The 25040-nt window shown below is 63.8% G+C and carries 24 protein-coding genes and 1 pseudogene; 15 read left to right on the top strand and 10 right to left on the bottom strand.

The features are described from left to right. Nucleotides 1–41 precede the first annotated feature (41 nt). From ACFUCV_RS08315 to ACFUCV_RS08305, 3 genes are read left to right on the top strand one after another with little or no spacing between them, the layout of a single operon-like run. Nucleotides 42–1016 (top strand): ABC transporter permease, encoded by a 975-nt coding sequence (locus ACFUCV_RS08315; RefSeq protein WP_380814460.1) that lies wholly within the window; start codon nucleotides 42–44, stop codon nucleotides 1014–1016. Nucleotides 1017–1026: 10 nt separating this feature from the next. Continuing rightward, nucleotides 1027–2070, top strand: coding sequence for an iron chelate uptake ABC transporter family permease subunit (locus tag ACFUCV_RS08310; protein ID WP_380814499.1), 1044 nt, complete (start codon nucleotides 1027–1029; stop codon nucleotides 2068–2070). Next, nucleotides 2067–2822 (top strand): ABC transporter ATP-binding protein, encoded by a 756-nt coding sequence (locus ACFUCV_RS08305; protein ID WP_380814458.1) that lies wholly within the window; start codon nucleotides 2067–2069, stop codon nucleotides 2820–2822. The genes ACFUCV_RS08310 and ACFUCV_RS08305 overlap by 4 nt, the downstream gene beginning before the upstream one ends. A gap of 4 nt (nucleotides 2823–2826) precedes the next feature. Here the strand turns inward: ACFUCV_RS08305 and ACFUCV_RS08300 are convergent, their stop codons facing one another. Together ACFUCV_RS08300 and ACFUCV_RS08295 are read right to left on the bottom strand one after the other, a co-directional pair. Beyond that, entirely contained in the window at nucleotides 2827–3567 is a 741-nt protein-coding gene (locus ACFUCV_RS08300; RefSeq protein ID WP_380814455.1) for an ABC transporter permease, read from the bottom strand. 67 nt (nucleotides 3568–3634) lie between these two features. Then, on the bottom strand, nucleotides 3635–4525 hold the full coding sequence (locus ACFUCV_RS08295; protein ID WP_380814452.1) for an ATP-binding cassette domain-containing protein: 891 nt from the start codon (nucleotides 4523–4525) through the stop codon (nucleotides 3635–3637). A 312-nt stretch (nucleotides 4526–4837) separates the two neighbouring features. Here ACFUCV_RS08295 and groES point away from each other — a divergent pair, with 312 nt between their 5' ends. The 3 genes from groES (at nucleotide 4838) to guaB (ending at nucleotide 8608) form a co-directional block, all read left to right on the top strand. Further along, the gene (gene groES / locus ACFUCV_RS08290; protein ID WP_038464523.1) at nucleotides 4838–5134 is read left to right on the top strand and encodes a co-chaperone GroES; all 297 of its coding nucleotides are present in this window, start codon (nucleotides 4838–4840) and stop codon (nucleotides 5132–5134) included. 139 nt (nucleotides 5135–5273) lie between these two features. Continuing rightward, on the top strand, nucleotides 5274–6881 hold the full coding sequence (gene groL / locus ACFUCV_RS08285) for a chaperonin GroEL (RefSeq protein ID WP_380814449.1): 1608 nt from the start codon (nucleotides 5274–5276) through the stop codon (nucleotides 6879–6881). Nucleotides 6882–7099: 218 nt separating this feature from the next. After that, nucleotides 7100–8608: an IMP dehydrogenase gene (guaB, locus tag ACFUCV_RS08280; protein WP_380814447.1), complete on the top strand. Its 1509-nt coding sequence runs from the start codon at nucleotides 7100–7102 to the stop codon at nucleotides 8606–8608. Nucleotides 8609–8655: 47 nt separating this feature from the next. Here guaB and ACFUCV_RS08275 read toward each other — a convergent pair whose 3' ends face one another. The 5 genes from ACFUCV_RS08275 to ACFUCV_RS08255 are packed head-to-tail and all read right to left on the bottom strand — an operon-like array spanning nucleotide 8656 to nucleotide 11994. Next, nucleotides 8656–9267, bottom strand: a complete 612-nt coding sequence (locus ACFUCV_RS08275; RefSeq protein WP_380814445.1) for a hypothetical protein — start codon at nucleotides 9265–9267, stop codon at nucleotides 8656–8658. A 35-nt stretch (nucleotides 9268–9302) separates the two neighbouring features. Next, nucleotides 9303–9950 (bottom strand): hypothetical protein, encoded by a 648-nt coding sequence (locus tag ACFUCV_RS08270; RefSeq protein WP_380814442.1) that lies wholly within the window; start codon nucleotides 9948–9950, stop codon nucleotides 9303–9305. Then, on the bottom strand, nucleotides 9947–10411 hold the full coding sequence (locus ACFUCV_RS08265; RefSeq protein ID WP_380814439.1) for a hypothetical protein: 465 nt from the start codon (nucleotides 10409–10411) through the stop codon (nucleotides 9947–9949). Before ACFUCV_RS08265 ends, ACFUCV_RS08270 begins: the two co-directional genes overlap by 4 nt. Continuing rightward, nucleotides 10411–11028 carry a hypothetical protein gene (locus ACFUCV_RS08260; protein WP_380814436.1) on the bottom strand — a complete coding sequence of 206 codons (618 nt, stop codon included), beginning with the start codon at nucleotides 11026–11028 and terminating at the stop codon, nucleotides 10411–10413. Before ACFUCV_RS08260 ends, ACFUCV_RS08265 begins: the two co-directional genes overlap by 1 nt. Before the next feature lie 48 nt (nucleotides 11029–11076). Further along, entirely contained in the window at nucleotides 11077–11994 is a 918-nt protein-coding gene (locus ACFUCV_RS08255) for a hypothetical protein (RefSeq protein WP_380814433.1), read from the bottom strand. 529 nt (nucleotides 11995–12523) lie between these two features. Here ACFUCV_RS08255 and ACFUCV_RS08250 point away from each other — a divergent pair. From ACFUCV_RS08250 to ACFUCV_RS08220, 7 genes are all read left to right on the top strand, one after another. Beyond that, a complete protein-coding gene (locus ACFUCV_RS08250; protein ID WP_380814431.1) occupies nucleotides 12524–13648 on the top strand; it encodes a GuaB3 family IMP dehydrogenase-related protein in 1125 nt (374 codons plus the stop codon). 53 nt (nucleotides 13649–13701) lie between these two features. Continuing rightward, entirely contained in the window at nucleotides 13702–14193 is a 492-nt protein-coding gene (locus tag ACFUCV_RS08245) for a PTS sugar transporter subunit IIA (RefSeq protein ID WP_380814428.1), read from the top strand. A gap of 53 nt (nucleotides 14194–14246) precedes the next feature. Further along, nucleotides 14247–15077, top strand: a complete 831-nt coding sequence (locus tag ACFUCV_RS08240; protein ID WP_380814426.1) for an SURF1 family protein — start codon at nucleotides 14247–14249, stop codon at nucleotides 15075–15077. A gap of 45 nt (nucleotides 15078–15122) precedes the next feature. Beyond that, nucleotides 15123–15650, top strand: a complete 528-nt coding sequence (locus ACFUCV_RS08235) for a DUF3817 domain-containing protein (RefSeq protein ID WP_380814424.1) — start codon at nucleotides 15123–15125, stop codon at nucleotides 15648–15650. 85 nt (nucleotides 15651–15735) lie between these two features. After that, nucleotides 15736–17325, top strand: coding sequence for a glutamine-hydrolyzing GMP synthase (guaA, locus tag ACFUCV_RS08230; protein WP_380814422.1), 1590 nt, complete (start codon nucleotides 15736–15738; stop codon nucleotides 17323–17325). Between the two features lie 112 nt (nucleotides 17326–17437). Next, complete coding sequence (locus tag ACFUCV_RS08225; protein ID WP_380814419.1) at nucleotides 17438–21577, top strand: DUF4011 domain-containing protein; 4140 nt, start codon at nucleotides 17438–17440, stop codon at nucleotides 21575–21577. A gap of 11 nt (nucleotides 21578–21588) precedes the next feature. Then, nucleotides 21589–22092: a hypothetical protein gene (locus tag ACFUCV_RS08220; protein ID WP_380814417.1), complete on the top strand. Its 504-nt coding sequence runs from the start codon at nucleotides 21589–21591 to the stop codon at nucleotides 22090–22092. A gap of 42 nt (nucleotides 22093–22134) precedes the next feature. On the opposite strand, the gene ACFUCV_RS08215 is transcribed toward ACFUCV_RS08220, so the two are convergent. Then, complete coding sequence (locus ACFUCV_RS08215) at nucleotides 22135–22878, bottom strand: RcpC/CpaB family pilus assembly protein (RefSeq protein WP_380814414.1); 744 nt, start codon at nucleotides 22876–22878, stop codon at nucleotides 22135–22137. A gap of 143 nt (nucleotides 22879–23021) precedes the next feature. On the opposite strand from ACFUCV_RS08215, the gene ACFUCV_RS08210 reads away from it, so the two are divergent. Further along, nucleotides 23022–23153, top strand: a complete 132-nt coding sequence (locus ACFUCV_RS08210; RefSeq protein WP_380814507.1) for a hypothetical protein — start codon at nucleotides 23022–23024, stop codon at nucleotides 23151–23153. A gap of 62 nt (nucleotides 23154–23215) precedes the next feature. Here ACFUCV_RS08210 and ACFUCV_RS08205 read toward each other — a convergent pair. Continuing rightward, nucleotides 23216–23329: pseudogene (locus ACFUCV_RS08205) on the bottom strand (FmdB family zinc ribbon protein); the annotation flags it as partial. Between the two features lie 120 nt (nucleotides 23330–23449). Continuing rightward, nucleotides 23450–24055: a 5-formyltetrahydrofolate cyclo-ligase gene (locus tag ACFUCV_RS08200; RefSeq protein ID WP_380814411.1), complete on the bottom strand. Its 606-nt coding sequence runs from the start codon at nucleotides 24053–24055 to the stop codon at nucleotides 23450–23452. A 78-nt stretch (nucleotides 24056–24133) separates the two neighbouring features. Here ACFUCV_RS08200 and galU point away from each other — a divergent pair, with 78 nt between their 5' ends. After that, nucleotides 24134–25036: a UTP--glucose-1-phosphate uridylyltransferase GalU gene (gene galU / locus ACFUCV_RS08195; RefSeq protein ID WP_380814409.1), complete on the top strand. Its 903-nt coding sequence runs from the start codon at nucleotides 24134–24136 to the stop codon at nucleotides 25034–25036. Nucleotides 25037–25040 lie beyond the last annotated feature (4 nt).

Here is a 25040-nt window from a genome sequence, read left to right as displayed (position 1 = left end):
CTGTACTGTGTCCAGGCACGTTCTGAAAGGACTGCTGCACGATGACCACCACGGGCGTTGCCACCAAAGGCAAACTCTTTCAACCCAGCCTGCTGATAGGTGTTGCCCTTGTGGGCGCCCTGTTGGTGTTGTCCCTGTTCACAGGTGTCTATGACATCTTTGGCGGCAAGGACGGCGGGGAAATGTTTGCAGTCACCCGGATTCCACGCACCATTGCGCTGGTTCTGGCCGGGGCCGCCATGGCCATGTCCGGGCTGGTCATGCAGTTGCTGACACAAAACCGTTTTGTGGAACCCACCACCACGGGCACCACCGAGTGGGCCGGCCTGGGCCTGTTGGCAGTCATGATCATCAACCCCAATGCGAGCATCCTGGTCAAGATGACGGGGGCGGTGGTGGCTGCCTTCATTGGCACCATGATCTTCTTCCTGTTCCTGCGCCGGGTCTCATTGAAGGCATCATTGACGGTGCCCATTGTGGGAATCATGCTCGGTGCCGTGGTGGGCGCCGTCTCCACCTTCGTGGCCCTGCAGACCAACATGCTCCAAAGCCTGGGAATTTGGTTTGCCGGCAGCTTCACCTCGGTGCTCCGCGGACAGTATGAGGTGTTGTGGATAGTGGCACTGGTGGGTGTTGCGGTGTTTTTCGTGGCCGATAGGTTCACCGTGGCCGGCCTGGGCGAGGAAGTGGCCACAAATGTTGGTTTGAACTACAACCAGATCATGTTGCTGGGCACCGGGCTCATTGCCATCGCCACCGGCGTGGTCACGGTGGTGGTGGGCAACCTGCCGTTTTTGGGCCTGATAGTGCCCAACATTGTCTCCATGTTCCGCGGGGACGACCTCCGCGGGAACCTGCCCTGGGTGTGCCTGCTGGGCATTGCCACCGTCACCGTCTGTGACCTGGTGGGGCGCACCATCATCATGCCGTTTGAGGTTCCAGTGTCCTTGATTTTGGGAATTGTTGGTGCAGTGGTCTTTATTTCACTGCTGTTGAAGCAGCGTCGTCGTGGCTGAGGGCACCTTGATGCGCGGCCCCGAGGCGCCGGGGGCTGCAAAACATCACGCCGGCCGCCAGTCAGGCCCGCTGCCCACCTCCGGGGTGCGCCGGCGGTACTGGGTCATTTTGAGCATTTTGATTCTCCTGGCAGTGGGTTTCGCCTTTGGCCTGCTCGCCTGGGAAAACCCCATGCCCGTGGGATCCGTGGGATTTTGGCGTATTGCGGAACTGCGCGCCACCAACATTCTGGTCATGGCCATTGTGGCCATTTGCCAGGCCATGGCCACCGTGAGCTTCCAGACTGCCACCAACAACCGCATCATCACGCCCTCCATCATGGGTTTTGAATCCCTGTTCGTGGCTGTGCAGACCGGGGCAATCTTCCTGCTCGGCGCCGGCGGGCTGGTCATGATGGCGGGCGTGCCGCAGTTCATTTTGCAGATTGTCATCATGGTGGGACTGTCCATGGCCCTCTATGGCTGGCTGCTCTCGGGCCGGTACGGGAACCTGCAGATCATGCTGCTGGTGGGCATCATCATTGGTGGCGGGCTGGGCTCCATTTCCGCGTTCATGAAGCGCCTGCTCAGCCCCAGCGACTTTGACATCCTCGCTGCCCGCCTCTTTGGGTCCGTCTCCAATGCCGACGTCAGTTACCTGCCCATTGCCATCCCCCTGTGCCTGGGAGCCGGCATCCTGCTGCTGCTCAACGCCAAGCGGCTGAACGTCATTGCCCTGGGTGCGGACACGGCCAACAACCTGGGACTGAACCACCGCGCCGAGGTGATGCGGGTGTTGTTCCTGGTCTCGATCCTGATGGCCACCTCCACGGCCCTGGTGGGGCCCATGACCTTCCTGGGCTTCCTGGTGGCCACCCTGGCGTACCAGCTGGCGGACAGCTACGACCACAAATATGTTTTCCCCGTGGCGGTGCTGGTGGGCTTTGTGGTGCTCTCCGGGGCCTACTTCGTCATGAAAAACATCTTCTATGCCCAGGGTGTGGTCTCCATCCTCATTGAGGCCGTGGGCGGAACGCTCTTCCTGTTCTTCATACTCCGAAAGGGACGCCTGTGATCACGCTGACCGATGTTTCCAAAAGCTACAGCAGTGAAGTCTCCATTGGCCCGGTGACCTTGCAGATCCCCTCCGGCGGCATCACAGCCCTGGTGGGTCCCAACGGGGCCGGCAAGTCCACCCTGCTGACCATGATTGGCCGGCTTCTGGGCCTGGACGCCGGTGCCATTGAAATTGCCGGCTATGACGTTTCCAGCACCTCATCCAAGGACCTGGCCAAAATTGTGGCCATCCTGCGCCAGGAAAACCACTTTGTGGCGAGGCTGACGGTTCGCCAACTGGTGGGTTTTGGCCGCTTTCCACACTCCCGCGGCCGGTTGAACCGCGCAGATGAGGAAATCATCAGCCGCTCCATCGACTTTTTGAACCTGAACGAGCTGGAGAACCGCTACCTGGACCAGCTCTCCGGCGGCCAGCGCCAGCGCGCCTACGTGGCCATGGTGTTGGCACAGGAGACCGACCATGTGCTGCTGGATGAACCGCTCAACAACCTGGACATGAAGCATTCGGCTCAAATGATGCAAATGCTGCAAAGGGCCGCCCAGGAACTGGGCCGCACGGTGGTCATAGTTTTGCACGACATTAATTTTGCCGGGCACTACGCCGACCACATTTGCGCCGTCAAGGACGGTTTGGTGGTGGAATTTGGCACTCCGGCGCAAATCATGAACGACGAGGTGCTCAGCCGGGTCTTTGACACCCCCGTGCAGGTCATCGACGGCCCCCGCGGGCCGCTGGCCGTCTACTACTGACCCCTTAGCTGTCCTTGCGGATCCAGCGGAACGAAAGCCGGCACAGGATCAATCCCACCACCAGCCACCCGGCCAAGACAGCCGCCATCAGTTCCAAGTTCCAGGCGCCACCTGGCTCCAGAGATTGAAAACCCTCCGGCAGGAACACCGAGCGCATGCCCTGGGCCATCCATTTGAGTGGGAAGATGCTGGCAAAATTCTGCAGCCATGACGGCAGTTGCGAGAAATCCAAATAGACCCCTGAGATGAACTGCAGCAGCAGCACAATGGGGATCACCACGGCAGTTGCGCTTTTGCCTGTGCGGGGGAGTGCGGAGAGTGCAATGCCCAACACGCAGCTGGTGATGACGCCAAGCACAAACACCCAGGCAAAGGTGGCCCATTTGCCGGCTTCGGTGGGAAAGTCCACATTGAAAACCACTTTTGCCACCAGCAGGAGCAGCGCCACCTGGAAGGTGGCGCTGATGAACACCATCCCAATCTTGCCCATGAAGTAGGAAAAGACCGGCAAAGGCGTGCCGCCGAGCCGTTTGAGGGTGCCGTCGCTTTTTTCCGCGGCAATGTCCACGGCAAGGTTTTGCACACCACTGAGCAGCATGCCGGCCGCCACCATCCCGGGCACATAGAAGGCCGCCAGCGAAATTCCGCCGCTGCCATCCGGGCTGGTGCCAACATTGCCGCTGTTGCTGAAGGCCACGGCAAAGATGGAGAGCATCATGATGGGAAACAGGAAGGTGAAGAACACCGAGTCCCCCGCCGGAAATACAGCTTCAATTCCAAGGCGGTGCGGGAGGCACCCAACCGCAGGGTTCTCATGCCTGCCTTCCTGCCAGCGGCCCGGAAACCGTGCCTTGTCCCGCCCGGCTGCTGCCCACCATGTCCAGGTAGATGTCCTCCAGGGTGGGCCGGGTGATTTCCAATGCCTCCACTTCGCCGCCGTGCTGGGCATGGAGCCGGGCGGCGAGCGCCGCCGGTTCCACGGTGCGTTCCACGTGCGTCACCCCGTCCTGGCGCCACCGCACCAAGGGAACCTTTGCCTCGGCGCCGCCAATGTCCGCAATGGCCCCAATGTCCACCAGCTTGCCGCCCACAATGATCCCTGCCCGGTCCGCCAAGGTGGCCGCCTCGTCCAAATAATGCGTGGTGAGCAAAATCGTGGTGCCCTCGGCTTTGAGCTGGTTCACCAAATCCCAAAACTGCCGTCTGGCTTCTGGGTCAAAACCCGTGGTGGGTTCATCCAGGAACAAAAGCTTGGGTCTGCCAATGATGCCCAGGGCCACATCGGCCCGGCGCCGCTGCCCGCCGGAGAGTTTGCTGAGGCGGGTGTTGGCCTTCGCCCCCAGGCCCACGGCTTCAATGACTGCCCCCACGTCCCGCGGCCGGGGGTAGTAGCCGGCAAAGTGTTTGAGCTGTTCCAGCACTGTGACGTTGTCGCTCGCACCCGAAGACTGCAGCACAATGCCCAATTGGGACTTCCAGGCCAGGCCGCCATGTGCCGGGTCGCTGCCCAGCACGCTCACCTCGCCGCCGCTGCGGTCACGGTAGCCTTCCAAAATTTCAATGGTGGTGCTTTTGCCTGCACCATTGGGACCCAGGAGCGCAAAGGTTTCCCCGGCTTCAATGTCGAAGCTGACGCCGTCGACGGCCAGCATGGCGCCATAGGACTTCTTCAGATCGCGCACATGGACCAGGCTTGTAGTCATAGGCATATTGTCGCAGTCTGCCGCCATCCGGGCACTGTCCAAAGGAGCCGGCAGCCAATGTGACGGCTGCGCTGGCAGCGAAACCGGCCCCGGCGCCACGGCACATTCCACAGCCAATCTGGCACTCGCCTTGACCGAGTGCTAATCCATTCCCTAGAGTCGGAGTTAGCACTCCCACCCTGAGGGTGCCAACTGTTTATCCTTTGGGCCATGAAGGCACCACCGGCACCGCGACGACGGTGGGCGGCCTTCGCGCGTGGCCCAGGGGACTGCCAGCCATCCATAGAATTTACGTGTGAAGGAGAGGTCCGAGTGTCGGTCTCTATTAAGCCTCTTGAGGATCGTATTGTTGTTCGCCAGCTCGAAGCAGAGCTGACCACCGCCTCCGGTCTGGTGATCCCGGACACTGCCAAGGAAAAGCCCCAGGAGGGCGAAGTTGTGGCAGTTGGACCGGGCCGTGTTGATGACAACGGCAACCGCGTCCCGATCGATGTTGCCGTGGGCGACGTCGTCATTTACTCCAAGTACGGTGGAACCGAGGTGAAGACCGGTGGCGAAGAGCTCCTGGTCCTCTCGGCCCGCGACGTACTCGCCATCGTCGTCAAGTAACGAATCCTTTTTCGTCACTACAACACGTCTGTAAGGGCACCCGCGCCGACACCTGTCACCGAGCCATGGTTCGGCACTGAACAGTTGCCCAGGATTCTTGGGATCCGGCGCGGGGCCTTTGCGTGAAAGGACAATTTGAATGGCAAAGCAGCTTATATTCAACGATGATGCCCGCAAGTCCCTCGAGGCCGGCATCAACAAGTTGGCGGACACCGTCAAGGTGACCCTCGGCCCGCGCGGCCGCAACGTGGTGCTCGACAAGAAGTGGGGCGCCCCCACCATCACCAACGACGGCGTGACCATTGCCCGTGAGGTGGAGCTGGAAGACCCCTACGAGAACCTTGGCGCCCAGCTGGCCAAGGAAGTTGCCACGAAGACCAACGATGTTGCCGGTGACGGCACCACCACGGCCACCGTCCTGGCACAGGCACTGGTCAAGGAGGGCCTGCGCAACGTTGCCGCCGGTGCCGCCCCCGGCGAGCTCAAGCGCGGCATCCAGATTGCAGTGGAGGCCGTTGCTGCCCGCCTGCTGGAAAACGCCCGCCCGGTGGCCGGTGGCCAGGTGGCGGAAGTTGCCGCCATCTCGGCGCAGAGCCAGGAAATTGGCGACCTGCTCGCCGAGGCGTTCGACAAGGTGGGCAAGGATGGTGTGATCACCATTGAAGAGTCCTCCACCACCTCCACCGAACTGGTCCTGACCGAGGGCATGCAGTTCGACAAGGGCTACCTGTCCCCGTACTTCGTCACCGACGCGGAACGCCAGGAAGCCGTCATGGAAGACGCGCTGGTTCTGATCAACCAGGGCAAAATCTCCAACCTGCAGGAATTCCTGCCGTTGCTGGAAAAGGCGCTTGCCGCCAACAAGCCCTTGTTCATCATTGCCGAGGATGTTGACGGCGAGGCGCTCTCCACCTTGATCGTCAACCGTCTGCGCGGCACGCTGAACGTTGTTGCCGTCAAGGCTCCGGGCTTCGGCGACCGCCGCAAGGCCATGCTGCAGGACATTGCGATCCTGACCGGCGCCCAGGTTGTCTCCCCGGAGATTGGCCTGTCCCTGGACCAGGTTGGCCTTGAAGTGCTGGGTACGGCCCGCCGCATCACTGTCACCAAGGACAACACCACCATTGTTGACGGTGCCGGCACGGCCGACGACGTGGCAGCCCGCGTTGCCCAGCTGCGTGCGGAGCTTTCACGCACGGATTCGGACTGGGACAAGGAAAAGCTGCAGGAGCGTCTGGCCAAGCTGGCCGGCGGCATTGGCGTGATCAAGGTTGGCGCAGCCACCGAGGTTGAGCTGAAGGAAAAGAAGCACCGTATTGAGGACGCCGTGTCCGCAACACGTGCAGCCCTGGAGGAAGGCATTGTGGCCGGTGGCGGTTCCGCACTGGTCCAGGCCGCCAAGGCCCTTGACGAAGACCCCAAGGTGACGGCTTTGACGGGCGATGCGGCTACAGCAATCGAGCTGGTCCGCAACGCCGTGGCGCAGCCGCTGCGCTGGATTGCCCAGAACGCGGGCCACGACGGCTACGTTGTGGTGCACAAGGTGGGTGAGCTGGAACCCGGTTCGGGCTTCAACGCAGCCACCGGCGAATACGGCAACTTGATCTCTGACGGCGTCATTGACCCCGTGAAGGTCACCCGTTCTGCCCTTCGCAACGCAGCGTCCATTGCAGCCCTGGTGCTCACCACCGAGGTGCTGGTCACTGACAAGCCGGCAGAGGATGACGAAGCGGCCCACAGCCACTAGTCCTTTACCGCGGTGCCGGCTGCAGACCGGCAGCAAAACGCCGCCGCCCCTTGCCGGGGGCGGCGGCATTTTGCTGTCCGGGCTGTGATGTGTCCCTCTGGAATAGGGTGCGGGCTGCTTTCGTTTTAGACTAATACCAACGCACGGGCCAGCTTCGTAATGACGGACCAGGCCATAGGATGCGCACCCCACCGGTTTTTCCCCGTCAAGGAGCCTTCGTGTCCCAGCCTGAAATTCATGATCCCTTTGCCTTTGTTGGCCTGACCTACGACGATGTTCTGCTCCTGCCCGGGCACACCAACGTCATCCCTTCCGAAGCTGACACCAGTTCGCGGGTCTCCAAGCGCATCACAGTGCAGACCCCGCTGCTGTCCGCGGCCATGGACACCGTCACCGAGTCCCGCATGGCCATTGCCATGGCCCGCCAGGGCGGACTGGGCGTGGTGCACCGCAACCTGTCCATTGAGCGCCAGGCGCAGGAGGTTGATCTGGTCAAGCGCAGCGAATCCGGCATGATCACCAACCCCGTGACCGTTTCCCCGGACGCCACCTTGGCCGACCTGGATGAACTGTGCGCCCGCTTCCGCGTCTCCGGCCTGCCGGTGGTGGATGAAGGCGGACGGCTGGTGGGCATTGTCACCAACCGCGACATTGTCTTCATCCCGGAAAGCGAATACTCCATGCGCCTGGTCCGCGATGTCATGACCCACATGCCGCTGATCACGGGCAAGGTGGGCATCAGCCGCGAGGACGCTTCAGGCCTGTTGGCCAAGAACAAGATTGAAAAGCTGCCCCTGGTTGACGACGCCGGCGTGCTGCGTGGCTTGATCACGGTGAAGGACTTCGCCAAGGCCGAGCAGTACCCCTTGGCCACCAAGGATGACGGGGGACGCCTGCGTGTCGGTGCCGCCATTGGCTTCTTTGGCGACGGCTACGAGCGTGCCATGACGCTTGTGGAAGCGGGGGTTGATGCCTTGTTCGTCGACACCGCCAACGGGCACAGCCAGGGCGTGCTGGAAATGATTGCGCGCCTCAAGAGCGAGAAGTCGGCTGCGCACGTTGACATCATTGGTGGCCAGGCAGCGACCCGTGAAGGCGCCCAGGCCCTGATCGACGCCGGGGCCGACGCCATCAAGGTGGGCGTGGGGCCGGGCTCCATCTGCACCACCCGGGTGGTGGCCGGTGTGGGAGTTCCCCAGATCACCGCCATTTACGAATCCGCCAAGGCCGCCATTCCGGCCGGCGTGCCCTTGATTGCCGACGGCGGCCTGCAGTATTCGGGCGACATTGGCAAGGCCCTGGTGGCCGGCGCCGACACCGTCATGATTGGTTCGCTTCTGGCCGGGACCGAGGAGTCCCCGGGTGAGACTGTCTTCATCAACGGCAAGCAGTTCAAGGCCTACCGCGGCATGGGTTCCCTGGGCGCCATGCAGACCCGCGGCCAAAACACCTCCTACTCCAAGGACAGGTACTTCCAGGCCGACGTGTCAGGGGATGAAAAGCTCATTCCCGAGGGCATTGAGGGCCGCGTCGCCTACCGCGGACCGCTCGCCTCGGTGGCCTACCAGCTGGTGGGTGGCCTGCGCCAAACCATGTTCTATGTAGGTTCCCCCACCATCCCGGAGCTCAAGGCCCGCGGCAAGTTTGTCCGCATCACAGCTGCCGGCTTGAAGGAATCCCATCCGCATGACATCACCATCACGGCGGAAGCACCGAACTACAAGTAACAACGCACGGCTGCGGGCTCTGGCGGCTCAGGCCGCCAGGGCCCGGCTCAGGCCGCCAGGGCCGCCTGGAACAGCTCCATGGCTTCAGCCTGGGGGTACGCCTTTTCGCCGGTCCCGGGCGCAAGCCCCAAGGCCCACTTGCCGGTCTCCGTTGCCGTCAAGTGGGCCTGTGTGCTTTCACGGGCCACGCGCAGGCGGCGCATGGCGGCGGTGGCCGGCAAACCCTCGGCAGTGCCGGTGAGGTATTCCTGGGCCAGATGCAGGCCCAGCTCCAGCAGTGCCGGCCCGGATTCAATGGGCTGCACCTCGTGGACGCCGTAGGGGCTGATGCTCAGCAGCAGCGCGCCAACATTGGAGCCGACGGCAAAGAGCACATGCGTGCTGCTGGGGGTTGTGAGTTCAATTTCCAGCCATTCCTGGGCCTGGGACAACACTGATCCCACCACCGCGCACTTGTCCACGGGGACAATTTTTTCGCCCTGCTGCGTGGCCAGTCCGCGCACCAGCAAAGTGGTGAGCCCGGCACTGTGAAAGAGCTGGTTGTCCCCGTGCCGGTCCAAGCGCAGCAACTTCAAGGTGGTGGCTGCCGACTCCGTGCGGGTCATGGAGAGCAGTGCCAGCAGTTCATGGTCGGTCATGCGCAATTGCGTGTCAGTCATGGCACCAAGCCTACGCGGCGGGGGCCGGCGGCTGGCTACAGGGGCCCGAAGTTTCTGCTGCCGCTGGGGTCGTACCAACTGAGGGACAACGCTTCAAGTTCCTGGCGGACCGCGGCATTTTTGCCAAGGTAGCGTAGAAAGCCTTGCCGGGCATGTTGTGCGCACCAGGCAGGGGCCACGAAGACGCTGGCAGTGCCCAGCAGGAACAACAGCGCCACCAACACCAAAGACACTGCCGGCCCCGGCCCCTGGGACCACCAGCCGCCCAGGGCCAATGACATGGGGGCGCCCACCGCCACCACGATCAGCGCCGCCAGGCCCACACCGGAACTCGTCTTTCCCGGCGCGCGTGAGGTCAAGGGTTGTTTTGCCCGGACAATCCCGGGCAATTTCACGCGGCGGATGTAGGCACAAACGCCAAGCATGCCCATTCCCGCCAGCAGCAGGCTGATCCACAGCCCCGGCGTGCCGGGCATCATGACCAAAGCCAGCAGCCCGCCGCCCAACACGGCGGCACCCAGTCCTGCCATGGCCGCTGCGAAGCCGCTCCACTGGCCGTAGGTCCACGCCATGTCCCGCAGCACCGAGTTTGAGGTTACGGGGGCCAGCCGGGCCATGTCCGATTCCAACCAGTACGCCAGTGGCTGCCCGGGCGTGGCGGGGAAGGGATGGTTGTAGTTCATTGCATTGTCCTTGACGCCTTGCGCAGATGGTTCCCGGTGGTAAGGATCAATACCGGGTAGATGGTCAACGGTACGGCCAGCAGGAGCGGATCCATGCCGTAACGAAGATTGCTGCCGGAAAGGGCAAAATACCAAAAAAGCCCCGCCATAAGCCAGAGCAGCACGGCAATGACCAGCAAGGCCGCGAGCTTCTTTCCCAGTCCCGGGGTGCTGGGCGGCCGTGGCGGCACCGCGGTCACCTGCGTTGAGGCAATGGTGCCCTGCCGAAGCCAGAGGCCCAAAAGCACGACGGCGAAGATCGCTGCCCCCAGCCCTGCCACCGGGCCCTGGGGTTGACCGCCCAGGTGCGGGTTGAGCAAAGCCAGCAGCGCGAAGGCCGCGGCAACCGTTCCCGTGGCGAGCATGAGTGCCGTCAACCGGCCCCGCCGGCTGGCGCTGAGCGGGGACGCTGGTTCGCTCATCAGGCCAGCGCGGCGCTGAAGAGATCGAAGGCGTCCGCGGCGGCAACAGTGCTTGTCCGGGCAGACGCGCCATGGCCTGTTTGCAAGGTCCAAAGCTCGGTTTCCCCACGCTTGAGATGGGCGGTGCGTGAAGTCTCCGAGACGGCGTGCCGGGTCACCATGGCTGCGGCCGGAAGCCCCTCCCCGGCGTCCTCGAGATAAGCGCGCGAGAGCAGGACCCCAAGATGGGCCAAACCCTCCGCCGTATCAACGGGGCGCACCTGATGTGCACCCAGACGGTTGAGGGACAGCAGCAGGGATCCGTGCTCGGAGGCAGCGACGAACATGACGTGTTCGGCCGACGGCGTGACAAAAGCCACTTCCAGCCAAGCGGTGGCAGTGGTCAAGACGGCTGCAATGAGTGCACCGCGATCGACGGGGACAATGTCATCGCCGTCCGGTTCCGCCATGCCCCGGGCCAGCAAGGTGGTGATGCCGGCGCGTTCCAAGATTTCCTGGTGGGCGACGGCGCCGAGCCGGAACAGATCACGGGTGGCGGTGGAGGCTTCCGTTGGATTCATCGCCAACAGTGCCAGAAGTTCATGGTCGGTCAGCAGAAGATCTGATTCGTCGGTCATTGTTCCTTCTCAAATGGGTCCACATGGATGCGGGGGCAGGCCTCAACTCTATCCACCGGAAAGCCAGCCCCAGGCCTTCTTGGCCACGTTGGCCGTCTCTTCGCCCAACCATTTCGCGCCGTCGGAGACCGTATCAGCCACCCATTTCGCGCCGGCACCCACCATTTCACTCGTCGATCCATAGCCCAGCGAATTGGACAGCAGCCCCAAACCGGCCCAGGCCACACCGGCAACCGCAAAGGCGGGTCCCACAACTGGAATGAAGGAACCGACGCCCAGAACCGTGGTGATGCCGCCGTCGAGCATCTGGTTGACGTCGCCGTTGATGATGCCATTGGCCAGCTGCGCACCTCCACCAATGACGCTAAGGACTCCTGCTGCACGGCCCACGGCGGAGAGGCCATTGAGCAGCTGGGTGCCCTTGACGTACTGTCCCAACTGGCTGGCCTGGGCGCTGAGCAGGCTCCACGGCGCTTTACTGAGCAGGCCTGCCTTGACCATCTTGTCGAGCAGCCCGCTGGCAACAGTGCCGCCAAGGGAGGCGAGGAAGTTGCCCGCTTGATAGATGGGGTTGCCATTGGCATCAACAAGGTTCTGCAAGGGCGAGTCCGAGCCGCCGGAACCCCCGGACCCGCCGCCGGCTCCCCCGGACCCGCCACCGGGGGAGCCGGACCCGCCACCGGGGGAGCCGCCATCGACGGCGCTTGCCCGGACTTGTTCATCGGCCTGGTTCTTGAGGAGGCTGGAATGCTCGGCCAACATCAGAGCCGTGGAGTGCAGGGTTTTGCGCATTCCGTTGTTCCACTGTCCGCGGAACTTCTCGCTGTCCGGTCCAACCCAGCGGACCCGCGCGATGACGCCGTTGAGCGAGCCGGACACCTGCTTTAGCTGGCTGCCGGAGGATTCCATGATCTTGGCCAGGTCACGCAGCTGCTCCGGGTCCGCGCCGATCATGCCATCTGCCATGGGTCCGCCTGCCTTCGTCGTCAATGATGTGTGGTCAATAAGGGATGGGGGAACTTGAACAATCCCATGGTTTACCCTAGATCAGCCGCTGCTGGGCTGCGATGGGTTGAACTCACCATCGGCGGCCTGCATGGCTGGACGCAGGTCGTCGCCGATCCCCAACGTGGCGGCGCCGCTTTGGGAATGCTGCACCAGCTGCCGGCAGGGAAGCACTTCAGTAATTCCCGCGCCCTGCGTCCGTTGTGTTCGCAGTTGTGGCAGAAGCTGGCGCTGAATGCACAGGCGGTGCCCGGCGTCGACCTTGCAGCCCTGGCGGGACCGTCACAGAATGCGCGGCCCCGAAAACGAGCCGGGACGGGTTGGCCGGGCTGGTGGGGGCTGTGGAAGCCGGGGGCTGTTTTGGCCATGACAAAAGGTTCGGGCCATTGCGGAGTTGAAAACCACCGCCACGCAGGCCCTCCTGACGGCGGGGGAGCGGCGGGGGAGCGGCTTTAAGGTCTCCGGCGCTCGCTGGGATAGGCTAGGAGGCGTGACTTATGAGATTGAGATTGGCCGTGGAAAGCGTGGACGCCGCGCATACTCGTTGGATGAAATCGCCATTGTGCCCTCCCGGCGCACCAGGGACCCGCAGGACGTGTCGGTGAAATGGCAGATTGACGCCTACCAGTTTGCCGCCCCCGTGATTGGTGCGCCCATGGACTCGGTCATGTCGCCGGAGACGGTCATTGCCCTGGGCAAGCTCGGCGGCCTGGGCGTGCTGGACCTGGAAGGGCTCTGGACGCGCTACGAGGACCCGCAGCCCGTGCTGGATGAAATTGCCTTGCTGCAGGCTTCGGTCATTGACCCCGAGACCACGGTGCGGCTGCAGCAGATCTACAGTGAACCCATCAAGGCCGAACTCATCACCGCACGCTTGGCCCAGATCAGGGCCGCCGGCGTCACGGTGGCAGGGTCCCTGACCCCGCAGCGCACGCAGGAATTTTACAAGACCGTGGTGGCCGCCGGGGTGGACATCTTCGTCATCCGCGGCACCACCGTCTCAGCCGAGCACGTCGCCAAATCCAGTGAGCCGCTGAACCTCAAGCAGTTCATTTACGAACTCGACGTTCCCGTCATTGTGGGCGGCGCCGCCGGCTACACCCCTGCCCTGCACTTGATGCGCACCGGTGCGGCCGGGGTGCTGGTGGGCTTTGGCGGGGGTGCCTCCTCCACCACCAGCCGTGCCCTCGGGATCCGTTCACCCATGGCCAGCGCCATCTCCGACGTGGCTGCGGCCCGCCGGGACTACATGGATGAGTCCGGTGGACGTTACGTGCATGTCATTGCCGACGGCGGCATGGGATCCAGCGGCGACATCGTCAAAGCCATTGCCATGGGCGCCGACGCCGTCATGCTCGGCACGGCACTGTCCCGCGCAGCCGAGGCCCCCGGGCAGGGCTGGCACTGGGGTGCGGAAGCCCATCACCACGAGCTGCCGCGTGGCCACCGCGTGCACATGGGCACGGTGGGGACCTTGGAAGAGGTGCTGTACGGCCCCGCCCATCAGGCCGGAGGGTCATCGAACCTCATTGGCGCCCTGCGCCGCTCCATGGCCACCACCGGCTACTCGGATCTGAAGGAATTCCAGCGCGTGGAGGTAATAGTCGCCCCCTAGATAGACTGGTGGGGGGGAACTGTTCATCAAAGGCCACAGCGGAAAAGGCAGCCATGACAAGCAATTCGTTGGAACGCTACGAGCTGGAACTGACCAACCCGGGCCTGGTCATCCTGGAGATGGTGGCCGCGTCCAAGGAGGACGCCGCTGCCCAGCTTGCAGCCAAACTCTTTGAGCAGGGCCGCATCACGGATCTGGCCGGCTTCCTGCGCGACGTCAATGCCCGCGAGCACCAGATGGCCACGGGGCTGCCCGGCGGGATTGGCCTGCCACATGCCCGCAGCGCCTTCGTCAAGGACATCTCCATTGCCGTGGGGATCACAAAGTTTGGGAACAGCCTTGACTTTGGCGCCGTGGACGGACCTGCCACAGTGATTTTGCTCATTGCCACGCCCACGGACTCCTTCTCCGCGCACCTGGAGGTGTTGGCCACCTTGGCCCGCTCCCTGTTTAAGGAAAACTTCCGGGAATCCCTGCGCCGCGCCCATGACACTGAAGTCATCACGGAACTGATCAACTCCACCCTGGTGTTCTTCGACCACTAGCGTCCGCCCCCGCGCATTCGTTGTTCTACAAGAGTACGAAGTACCGTTGAAGGGTGTTGAAAACTGCCCTTAAGCCCAAATGGATTGCCGCGCTGGTCTTCGCCCTCATCGTGGCCGCTGCCTTCGCCCTGCTGGGTCAGTGGCAGTTTTCCCGCTCCCTGCAAAAGGATGTGGCCCCGCCATCGGCCACCGAGCAGGTCACGCCTTTGCTTGAGGTCCTGGCCCCGGGGCAGACCATGCTGGGCTCCATGGAGGGTCAGCTTGTCTCCGTTGCCGGCGAGTTCGACGCCGACAGGCAGGTCCTGGTTCCCGCCCGGGTGCAGGACGGCCAGGAAGGCCACTGGGTGGTCACGGCGCTGAAGGTCAAAGATGTGGCCCCACTGACCGGCGTTGCGGCCAGTCAGGACGTGGTGATTCCCGTGGCCCGCGGCTGGGTGGCTGCGACGCAGGACATTCCCCAGGCCCCCCAGGGCTTGGTTTCCCTGGAAGGCAGGTTGTTGAACTCGGAAGGGCCGGAGCTGAACCGCGGGCTGCCCGAGGGTCAGGTGCAAACCCTCTCCTCCGCCGAGCTCACCAATGTGTGGGACGTGAGCACCTACGCTGCCTTTATTGTCTCCTTCAATGAGGTGGTTGACGGCAAAGAGGTGGGCGCAGGCGCCCAGGAAGGGGCGTTGACCCCCATCACGGTCACCGCCACCGACCAAAACAACAAGATCAACTGGTTGAACATCTTCTATTCCATCGAGTGGGTTCTCTTTGCCGGCTTTGCGGTCTTCCTCTGGTGGCGCTTGGTGGCTGACGACCACCGCCGCGAACAAGACGCACTCTTTGACATTGACGCCGACTTTGACGACGGGCCGCCCCCTGTCACTGCCGCCCACTAAATTCTGCAACCGCACAGATCCAACTACCTGAGGAGAGCCGGCACCGTGACCGAGCCCACGAACGCACATTCCAGCCAAACCCCGGCAGCGAAGGCGCAGCCCCTGAACAGGCCCGTGCCCAAGCGGCGTTTTGGCGGCACCGCGGCCCAAATCCTCAGCGCCTTGAAGTTCTACAAGGTCCTGGCCTACGCCACCGGCATCATGCTGCTGTTGCTCGTGGTTGAACTGGTGCTCCGTTACGTCTTCGGCAGCGTGCTGGTGGCCGGCGGCACCAATGTCCTGACCGGCCAGGCCCACAGCTTTGGTCTGGTGAACATTGATGGTGACGCAATGGCCGTCACCGGCGGCGTGAATCTCTCCACCTTGGTTCTCATCGCCCACGGCTGGATGTACGTGGTGTACTTGATTGCCGATTTCCGGTTGTGGACGCTCATGCGCTGGCCCTTTGGCAAACTGGTCCTCATCGCCTTGGGTGGTGTGGTGCCGTTCCTGTCCTTCTTCGTCGAGGCCAAGGTGCACAAGGAAGTCCTGGCTGAAGTGGCGGCAAACCCCGGGGCCACCAAGCGCTACTGATTTGCAGCGCCCCCTCCGTGCGTGTTGCATCACGTAGGGGGCATGCCCGCGGTGCGGGGGCATGGACGTGGGTTAAGATTGGTGGGTGACTACTCCCGCTGCGGTCCAGACCGCCCAGAAGCCCGTCCTGGTTGTGGACTACGGAGCCCAGTACGCCCAGTTGATTGCACGCCGCGTGCGTGAGGCCAATGTGTACTCGGAAATCGTGCCGCATACCTATACCACTGCGCAGTTGTTGGCTAAGAACCCAGCTGCCATCATCCTTTCCGGGGGGCCCTCCAGCGTCTATGCGCAGGGTGCACCTGACGTTGGTGCAGACCTTTTTGAAGCTGGCATTCCGGTCCTGGGCATTTGCTATGGCTTCCAGGCCATGGCCGCGGCCTTGGGCGGAACCGTTGCGGAAACGGGGCTGCGCGAGTATGGCTCCACGCAGGTGCGCCTCGTGGGCGAAGGCCGCTCCATCCTCGACTCCCTGGACGCAAACCAGACCACGTGGATGAGCCACGGGGACAGCGTGCAGCAGGCCCCCGAAGGGTTTGACGTGCTCGCCACCTCCGACGGGGCACCCGTTGCAGCCTTCGCGAACGAGGAAAAGTGCCTGTTCGGCGTGCAGTGGCACCCTGAGGTGAAGCATTCCGAGTTCGGCCAGCAGGTGTTGGAGAACTTTTTGTTCAACGGTGCCAAGCTGGAAAAGAACTGGACCGCAACGTCCATCCTGGATGAGCAGGTTGAACTGATCCGCAAGCAGATCGGTGATGCCCGCGTGATCTGCGGCCTCTCCGGCGGCGTGGACTCCGCAGTGGCCGCCGCACTGGTGCAACGCGCCGTGGGCGAGCAGCTCACCTGCGTGTTCGTCAACCATGGATTGCTGCGCCAGGGAGAAGCCGAGCAGGTGGAGCTGGACTTCGTGGCATCCACCGGCGCCAAGCTGTACGTTGCCAATGAGCAGGACCGCTTCCTGAACGCCCTGGCCGGCGTCTCGGATCCGGAAAGCAAACGCAAGATCATTGGCCGCGAGTTCATCCGCGCCTTTGAGGAAGCCGAACGTGCCATCATGGCCGAGGCTGCCTCCGAGGGCGGGGAAATCAAGTTCCTGGTCCAGGGCACCCTGTACCCGGACGTGGTTGAGTCCGGCGGCGGTGAAGGCGCGGCGAACATCAAGAGCCACCACAATGTGGGTGGTTTGCCTGAGGACCTGCGCTTTGAGCTCGTGGAGCCGCTGCGGGCATTGTTCAAGGATGAGGTGCGTGCAGTGGGCGCCGAGCTTGGGCTGCCGCCGGAAATTGTGGGCCGCCAGCCCTTCCCCGGCCCCGGCCTGGGCATTCGCATCGTCGGTGAAATCACCGGAGAGCGTCTGGAACTGCTGCGCAAGGCCGATGCCATTGCCCGTGCCGAGCTCACCGCGGCCGGTCTGGACAATGAAGTATGGCAGATGCCGGTGGTGTTGCTCGCCGATGTCCGCAGCGTGGGCGTGATGGGTGACGGACGCACCTACGGACACCCCATTGTGTTGCGTCCGGTGTCCTCCGAGGACGCCATGACGGCCGACTGGTCCCGGCTGCCATACGATCTGCTGGCCAAAATCTCCAACCGCATCACCAATGAAGTCGAGGGCGTCAACCGCGTCGTTTTGGACGTCACCTCCAAGCCGCCGGGAACCATCGAGTGGGAGTAACCTCCCGTTAGCCACGAAAAGGGCGCCAAAGAGCTGTGGGTTCAGGCTTAATTTGGCGCCCTTCCGTGTGCCTAGCAGGCTAAATCCAGCTGAGGGGGATAGCCTGAATTGCATGTCAGTATGGTCAAGATCGTTTCGCTCAAGTGCAGAGAAGAAGGCACCCGTGTCCGCAGTTGCAAGCCCCAACGAGAGTTCCTGGGAACTGCGCAGCTGGCTTGCCGGGTTGGATTCGTACTCCGGCACGGACACGGCCCTGGCCTTCTCGAAGACCAGCTACGGCAGCATTGACCTCACCCATGCGCACCCTTCGGGGCTGGCCCAACTGCTGGCGGGCCGCAAGACCCGCCTCTCCACCCTGGTGCGGGAACCTGAGCACTATGCCGCGGCCAAGCGCGCCGCCGCCGCCTTGCGGGCGAAGATTTTTGAGCTCAGCACCGACCGCGGGATTGATGTGGGCTATTTGGCTGCCGGCATTGCCCGCTGGCCCGGCACGGAGCTCGACGGCGGCCTCACGGGCACGCCGGTGTGCGCCCCGGTGCTGCTGGCCGCCGTCGCACTGACTGTCCGCTCAGGTCAGGATGATTATGAGCTCCAGTTGATGGAGCAGGCGCAGGTGAACCCCGCCCTGGTCAAGCACCTGTCCCAAAATGCCGGCATCCATCTTGATGCAGCAGCTTTGGGCCGCCTGGCCTACAGCACCGCCCGCTTCGATCCGGCCCCTGTGCTGGAACGTGTGCGCGCCTTGTTGACTCCGATCCCCCAAGCCGTGGTGGAACACGATCTGGTGATGTCCACCTTCGCCTTCCTGGCAGATAACTTGAACGATCCGGCGCTGAGTGGCGGCAGCGAATTGCTCGAATCGCTGCAGCGCCACAGCAACGACGACGTCCTGCCGGTGGAGTTGGAAGCCGACACCTCCCGCTTCACCCCCTTGGATGAGCGTGATCCGGAGGAGGAAATCCTGGTCCGGGACGCGGACCCGCAGCAGCAATACGTGCTGGATCTGATTCGCGACGGCGGATCGGTGCTGGTCTCCACGCCCCCCGGCACCGGGCAGACACAAACAGCCGTCAATGCCATTGCGCAGCTGGTCCACGACGGCAAAAGCGTGTTGGTGGTGGGCGAACGCCGCGGCACGCTCAATGAACTGGCGCAGAACTTCACAGCCCTGGGCCTGGATTCGCTGCTGCTCCAGCTCAGCGCCCAGTCAGGTCCGCAGCAGATCAAGTCCCAGCTGGTGCGTGCCATCACCCGCAATGAAAAAGCCGATGAGCCCAAGCTGGGCACGCTGCATGAAACCCTGGTGGACCACCGCCACCAGCTGGTGGATCATGTGGCAAGCCTGCACAATGTGCGCGACCGTTGGGGCTGCTCGCCGTACCAGGCCATGCAGTCACTGGCCGAGTTGACCTCGATCCATCCCGCGCCCTCCACCACCGTCCGGCTCAAGCGCAGCGTTCTGGACAGCATTCAGGACCGCAAGGAACTTACTGCGCGGCTGCGGCGTGCCGCCGAGCTGGGTGCCTTCAGCCAGGTGGCTGTGAGCAGTGCCTGGCATGGCGCCCGGATGGTGACCCGCAAGGAAACCGAGTCCGCCTACACCTTGGCTGAGCAGCTGCACGAGCAGGTTCCCGGTTTTGCCGACAAAATGTACCAGGTGGCCGAATTTGGGCAGATCCGCCAGGGGCATTCCTTCGCCGAGTGGGGACGGCAGCTGACCATGCTGGTGGCGATCCGTGAAAGCCTGGACAAGTTCAACGCCGACATTTTCGACTGGCCCACCGACGACATGATTGCCGCCACCGCCACGGCTGCCTGGCGGCGCGAGCGGGGCATTGAAATGCCTGCCCTGCAGCGCGCCCGTTTCCGCCGCAATGCCAAGGATTTGGTGCGCCCCGGGGTCCATATTGCCGATCTGCATGCCTCCCTGCTGCTGGTCAATGAACAAAGTGCCCTCTGGGCGGAAGCTGCCACAAGCAAGCGCCACCCCACGGTGCCCTCGGGGCTGGCGGAGCTGAGCCGCAGCTACATGGCTTTGCGGGAAAAGCTGCTGGCCCTGGGCGCCATTTTGGATCGGACAGTCGACGGCGGCGACCTCATGAACTTCAACGCCGGCGAGCTCATTGGCCGGCTGGAAGCGCTGGTTCAGTCCAGGGAGTCCCTGGAGACCCTGCCCGAGCGCACCTTGCTGCTGGAGGGCATGCGTGAGCAGGGCTTGGGGGAGCTGCTCGATGACTTGGCCCGTCGTGAAGTTCCCGCTGCCCAGACCGGTGCCGAGCTGGAGCTGGCATGGTGGCAGTCGGCACTGGAAGCCATGATCAGCGGCGATGAGTACCTGGCCATGTCCGACGGCGACAACCTGCGCCGGCTGGAGGCGGAGTTCCGTCTCGCGGACCAGGCGCACGTGGCGTCGGGGCCGGCCCGGATCCGTTGGCGGCTGTCCCAGCAGTGGTCCAGCATTTTGTCCGGGCGGAACCGTCAGGGGGAAATGCTTCGCAATGTGTTGACTGACGGCAGGGTGTCCCTGGCCACCTTGAGTGCGCAGGCACCGGATCTGCTGCGCAACCTGGCGCCGGTGTTTGTATTGAGCCCCTTGGTGGTGCCCTCGGCCATTCCCAGCGGATATCGCTTTGACACAGTGGTGATCCTGGATGCGGAATCCACCTCCCTGCAGTCTGCCCTGCCCGCGCTGGCCCGCGCCGATCAAGTCGTGGCCTTTGGCGATGAACAGACCGCATGCCCGAAGAGTTTCACCGTGGCTGTCACCCGGCCGGGCACGGCAGCAACCGACCAGCATCCCTTGGAGAGCGTCTTTGGAGCGCTTTCACGGATGCTGCCGCGGCACCGTCTGACCATTTCCTACCGGGACGTCGATGAGGACCTGGTCCGCCAGCTCAGCAACGGCTTTTATGACTCCCAACTGCAGCGCCTTCCCGACGGCCGCACCGTCACCGGCTTGGACCGTGCCATCACCGTGGACTACCTGCCCGAAGGCAAGGGACTGCCGGGTGCCGGTGACGGGGGCGTGGAGTCGGTGGTGGCCGAGGTCAACCGGGTGGTCGATTTGGTGTTTGAGCACGCCCGGGTCCATCCACGGGAATCGCTGGCCGTCATCACCGCCAGCGACCGCCATGCGGTGCGGGTGGCCCAGGCCATCCGTCTGCAGATGGCCAACCATCCGCTGCTCAATGAGTTCTTTGCCTCCGGGCCGGAGTCCTTCCGGGTGGTGACGGTGGACCGGGCCGCCGGACTGGTCCGCGATCGCATTGTGTTCTCCCTGGGCTTTGGCCGCACCCCGCACGGGCGCGCCCTGCATGGTTTCGGCCCCCTGTCCGAACCCGATGGCCGCGCCAAATTTGCCTTGGCCATGACCCGTGCCCGCACCCACATCCACATTGTCACGTGCTTCCGTCCGGAAGATCTGGACGCGGCCCGCCTGAGCTACGGCGCCGTTGACTTCTTCGAGTTGCTGGACCGGGAACTGGCTGGGAACTCCCTGTTGGGCACACCTGCCACGCGGGCCATGGACAGTGAGAAGGAAACCGGTGAGGACCCGCTGGTGGCCGATCTTGCCGATCGCCTGCGGGCCCGGGGAGCCCGGGTATGGCACCACTATGACGGTGCCCTGGACATGGCCGCAGCACCGGATCCAATGTCCCTGCTGGGCCGGGAGGATCATGAAATCCCGGCGCCGGTGGCGGTGGAGTCCGACGGAACCGCGAAGTACAAGAACATGAGCGTGCGTGAACGCAGCCGTCTCCGCCCGCAAATGCTGGAACGCCTTGGCTGGCGCTACGTGTCACTGTGGACCATTGAAGTGTTCACGGACCCCTCCAGCTGCGCCGACCAAATTGCCCACCATCTGGGCCTGTCGTCCGCAACCGGTGAAGCCGATCTGGCGTCATTGCTGGGATCAACCCAGGACGGTTTGATGGCGGCTGTGGTTGACGCTCCGCGGGTCCGCCGCCGCGGCAATCAAGGCGGGGACAGCGCCGTTGAGGTGCAGGAAGAAGTTGAGGAAGGTGGTGGCACCGTGAGCCCCAGCAGTGCAGGGAACAGTCAGGATGACCGCCAGCCGGAGGAGGGGGCATCAGTGAAGGAACAGCAGCCTGTGGCAGCGGCACCGTCCAGCGACTCCCCGCTGCTGCCCAAGGAAGCCCCGGGCGACGCCGACCACACCTGGGGGGACGGGCCAAGGAACAGCGGCCACGATGAGTGGCTGCGTGAAAACAAGCCCCCGCATTGGGGATAGGGGTGGACACGGTGGCTGAAACATCAACGCCTGGCACGGATGCCCCCGGGAAGCAAAGCCGCCAGCCGGTTCAGGCGCCACCGGGCGTGGGCGCGGCGGCGGTCCTGCTGGTCCTGGCGGCCGTGGCCCAGGTGGTTGCCTCCGTCACCGCCGTCATTCATGCTCTCTCCCCGGAGCGGACCAAGGCCATCGAGGAACAAATCAACGCCATGACCGGCAGCGTCCCCAGTGTGGAATCCTTCCGGAACATGGGCGTCATCACTGTGGTTGTGGCCGGGCTGGGGACAGTGGCCGCCTATCTCCTGTTGGCGTTTTTCCTCCGCAAGGGCCGCATGTGGGCCCGGACGGGGGCGGCGGTGTTGCTCACCCTGACGCTGGTGCAGCTGTTGGGAATCACCTTTCCCCTGGGCCTGACCACCGTGGCGCAACTTTCCCTGGGAGCCGTGGCGGTGGCCCTGTGCCACCTCCCGGCCGGGACAAGGTACTTTCTCGCCGTCAAAGCGGCACGGAAGTGACAACTGGCCCATCCGCGGCGGCTTGTTGCAGCCATGGGCTTTTCAGTTCAGCAAAATCAGGAACACCTTTCCACGATTGATGGCGCCGGCGAGTTGCACCGCCTGCTCCGGCGACGCCGCCACCACCACCACCGGCTCGGTGTCTGAAGCGCCCGGGAGCAGCCCTTCCCCCGCGTCGGCGTCGCCGGGGGTCCACAACACAGGCACCTTCTCGGCCAGCACCACCGTGGTGGCAGCAGCCTCAAGCCCCTCGGCGCTGCTGAGCACCACTGTCACCAACTGGCCCTGGCGCAACAGGGGCAGTGTTGAAGGATCACTGAGCCGCAAGGGCACTGCCTGGCTGCCTGCCGGCGCGCCCGTCAGCAGACCGCTGCCTAAAAGGGCCGCGTCAGTCAAAACCTCTCCGCGCCGCACCGGCCCGGAGAGCCGGCCATCCCGGGGAGCTGGGTTGTGGGGGTCCAGAAGCCCGTCCGGAACCATGGCCGGGTCCAGGGCCTGGATGCGGTAGTCGGTGGCCGTGAGTGGATGCCCCGCCGGCAGGTCCCGGCTGGCGACCAGGACGGCCGTGGTCGGGGCGCTTGCGGGGGTGAGCTGCTCCACCGCAATGGCCGCCGCTGCGCAGAGGAACAATGCGGCAATGAGCCGACGGCGGCGCAGCGCCAGATGGTGCAGACGGCCCGCCCAGGACAGTTCCGACACCCCGGGCCACGGCCGGGCATTCCAGGCAGGACCGGGATACGCGGCGGGGCCGCGCTGTCCTTGGAATTTCCTGCCGGACCGACTCATGGGCCCACACTAGTGCTGCTCCGGCGCCTGCTCCGGCACAAATGTCCCGGCTGTGCCGCGCCGGGGCCAGCGCAGGCGTTGTGGAGGACTGCCGTGGGGCTGCCAGGGCGGCCGGTCGGTCTTAAGCGGCTGAGGAGGCGGGGGTGCTGGAGGTGCTGGACTTTGCCGGGGCCGGAGCCTTGCTGCCTGCGGGGGAGGCCGCGGCATCGGAACTGCCCGTGGCGGTGGGAGCGGCTGGAACGGAGCTGGAGGAGCTCCTGGAATCGGTGCGGTAGAAACCGCTGCCCTTGAAGACCACACCCACTGAATTGAATTTCTTCCGCAGGGTGCCGCTGCATTCAGGGCAAACCGTCAGGGAATCGTCACTAAACGACTGCTGGATGTCAAAGGCATGGCCGCAATTCTTGCAAGCATAAGCGTACGTGGGCACTGATTCTCCTTTTGAGTGCATGCGTTGGGGCCCCATTCCTGCCGGATACAGCATTGGCAGTCCATGGCCCCGAGTGCCAATTCTAGCATCCGCCCCGGTGCCACCCGGGAGCGGGCCAGCCTGCAAACCGCCCCTGGTCCTTTAGCGCCGGTCAGCTAGCAGGCCCAGCTTCCGGTGGCCGGCGGGCGTCACTGTGAAGGCGAGGGGAATGTCCAAGGCATCATGGGGCAGCGTGCCCGCCGGCAGCACCTCGTGGGCATACACCAGCGCTGCGATGGCTTCCGTGCGGTGGGCGAGGAACCTGTCGTAGTAGCCGCCGCCCTGCCCCAAACGCACGCCACTGCAATCAACTGCCAACGCCGGGATGAAAAGGGCAGCCACGGGCCCTAATTCAGTAAAACCAAGCCGCTGTCCCACCGGTTCCATCACCGGGGCCAGCGCGCTCGGTGCCAATGGCACGCCGCGGTGCCACGACACCCAACTCAAGTGATGTCCCGGTTCACAAACCGGCACATAGACCTTGCGGCCCGAACGCAGCAAAGCTTCAAGCAGCAGCTGGGTGGGGGGTTCCGCGCCCACTGAAATGTAGGCACAAACCGCTCCCGTGCCAGGGCAGCACGTCTCCAGCCAGGCGATGGCCGCCCGGGCCAGGTTCACGGCTGCATCCGTGTGTGGCTGTGCCGTCAAGGCTGCCACCCGGGCAGCACGAATTTGTCTCCGCCAGGCAGCTTTGTTCAGGGGGCTCACAGGGTCCTATCAAGGGTCATTACGGGGTCCAGGCCACGATATCCAACGTTTTACCTTCGGTTCAGTTAGCCTAGGTGAATGACTTCTGAAAAGCGTGTACGTAAGGCGGTTATACCCGCAGCTGGTTTGGGAACCCGTTTCCTTCCCGCCACGAAGGCGATGCCCAAGGAAATGTTGCCCGTGGTGGACAAGCCCGCCATCCAGTACGTGGTCCAGGAAGCCGTCGGGGCCGGCCTGACAGACGTGCTGATGATCACGGGCCGCAACAAGCGTGCCCTTGAGGATCACTTTGACCGTGTTCCCGTCACCGAGCAGCTGTTGGAGGACAAGGGCGACGTCGATCGCCTGGCAGCAGTCCAGCATGCCACCGCCTTGGGTGAGATCCACTATGTTCGCCAGGGGGATCCGAAGGGACTGGGCCACGCGGTGCTCCGTGCCAAGACCCACGTGGGTGACGAGCCCTTCGCCGTATTGCTCGGTGACGACTTGATTGACGAGCGTGATGAACTCCTGACCACCATGATTGAGGTGCAGGAACGCACCGGTGGCTCCGTGGTGGCGCTGATTGAGGTTCCCGAAGACAAAATCTCCGCCTACGGCTGCGCGGACATGAATGTCATCGAGGGTGAGAACTATGTGCGGGTGAACCACTTGGTGGAGAAGCCCGCGGTGGCGGATGCGCCGTCGAACCTGGCTGTCATTGGCCGCTACGTGTTGCACCCGGCGGTTTTTGAGGTCTTGGAAAACACCCCTCCGGGCCGGGGCGATGAAATTCAGCTCACGGATGCCCTGCAGACACTGGCCACGCGCGAAGGCGAAGGCGGCGGGGTCTACGGCGTGGTGTTCCGCGGCCGCCGTTACGACACCGGTGACAAGCTCAGCTACCTCAAGGCAGTCGTCACCTTGGCATGCGAAAACGAGGAGCTGGGCCCGGACCTGCGGGAATGGTTGGGCGAATTCACCCACGACTTCAAGGTCTAAAGCT

The sequence above is a fragment of the Specibacter sp. NPDC057265 genome, from assembly GCF_042668835.1.
Taxonomy (GTDB): Bacteria; Actinomycetota; Actinomycetes; order Actinomycetales; family Micrococcaceae; genus Specibacter.
This window is presented reverse-complemented; position numbering and strand designations above follow the sequence as displayed.

What these genes read in the sequence shown, in the direction of transcription:
- galU (WP_380814409.1), top strand. Translation starts at nt 24,134, where the DNA reads ATGACTTCTGAAAAGCGTGTACGTAAGGCGGTTATACCCGCAGCTGGT.
- ACFUCV_RS08255 (WP_380814433.1), bottom strand. Translation starts at nt 11,994, where the DNA reads ATGGCAGATGGCATGATCGGCGCGGACCCGGAGCAGCTGCGTGACCTG.
- ACFUCV_RS08215 (WP_380814414.1), bottom strand. Translation starts at nt 22,878, where the DNA reads ATGAGTCGGTCCGGCAGGAAATTCCAAGGACAGCGCGGCCCCGCCGCG.
- ACFUCV_RS08245 (WP_380814428.1), top strand. Translation starts at nt 13,702, where the DNA reads ATGACAAGCAATTCGTTGGAACGCTACGAGCTGGAACTGACCAACCCG.
- ACFUCV_RS08310 (WP_380814499.1), top strand. Translation starts at nt 1,027, where the DNA reads ATGCGCGGCCCCGAGGCGCCGGGGGCTGCAAAACATCACGCCGGCCGC.
- ACFUCV_RS08270 (WP_380814442.1), bottom strand. Translation starts at nt 9,950, where the DNA reads ATGAACTACAACCATCCCTTCCCCGCCACGCCCGGGCAGCCACTGGCG.
- ACFUCV_RS08295 (WP_380814452.1), bottom strand. Translation starts at nt 4,525, where the DNA reads ATGACTACAAGCCTGGTCCATGTGCGCGATCTGAAGAAGTCCTATGGC.
- ACFUCV_RS08265 (WP_380814439.1), bottom strand. Translation starts at nt 10,411, where the DNA reads ATGAGCGAACCAGCGTCCCCGCTCAGCGCCAGCCGGCGGGGCCGGTTG.
- groL (WP_380814449.1), top strand. Translation starts at nt 5,274, where the DNA reads ATGGCAAAGCAGCTTATATTCAACGATGATGCCCGCAAGTCCCTCGAG.
- ACFUCV_RS08260 (WP_380814436.1), bottom strand. Translation starts at nt 11,028, where the DNA reads ATGACCGACGAATCAGATCTTCTGCTGACCGACCATGAACTTCTGGCA.
- ACFUCV_RS08315 (WP_380814460.1), top strand. Translation starts at nt 42, where the DNA reads ATGACCACCACGGGCGTTGCCACCAAAGGCAAACTCTTTCAACCCAGC.
- ACFUCV_RS08275 (WP_380814445.1), bottom strand. Translation starts at nt 9,267, where the DNA reads ATGACTGACACGCAATTGCGCATGACCGACCATGAACTGCTGGCACTG.
- ACFUCV_RS08225 (WP_380814419.1), top strand. Translation starts at nt 17,438, where the DNA reads ATGTCAGTATGGTCAAGATCGTTTCGCTCAAGTGCAGAGAAGAAGGCA.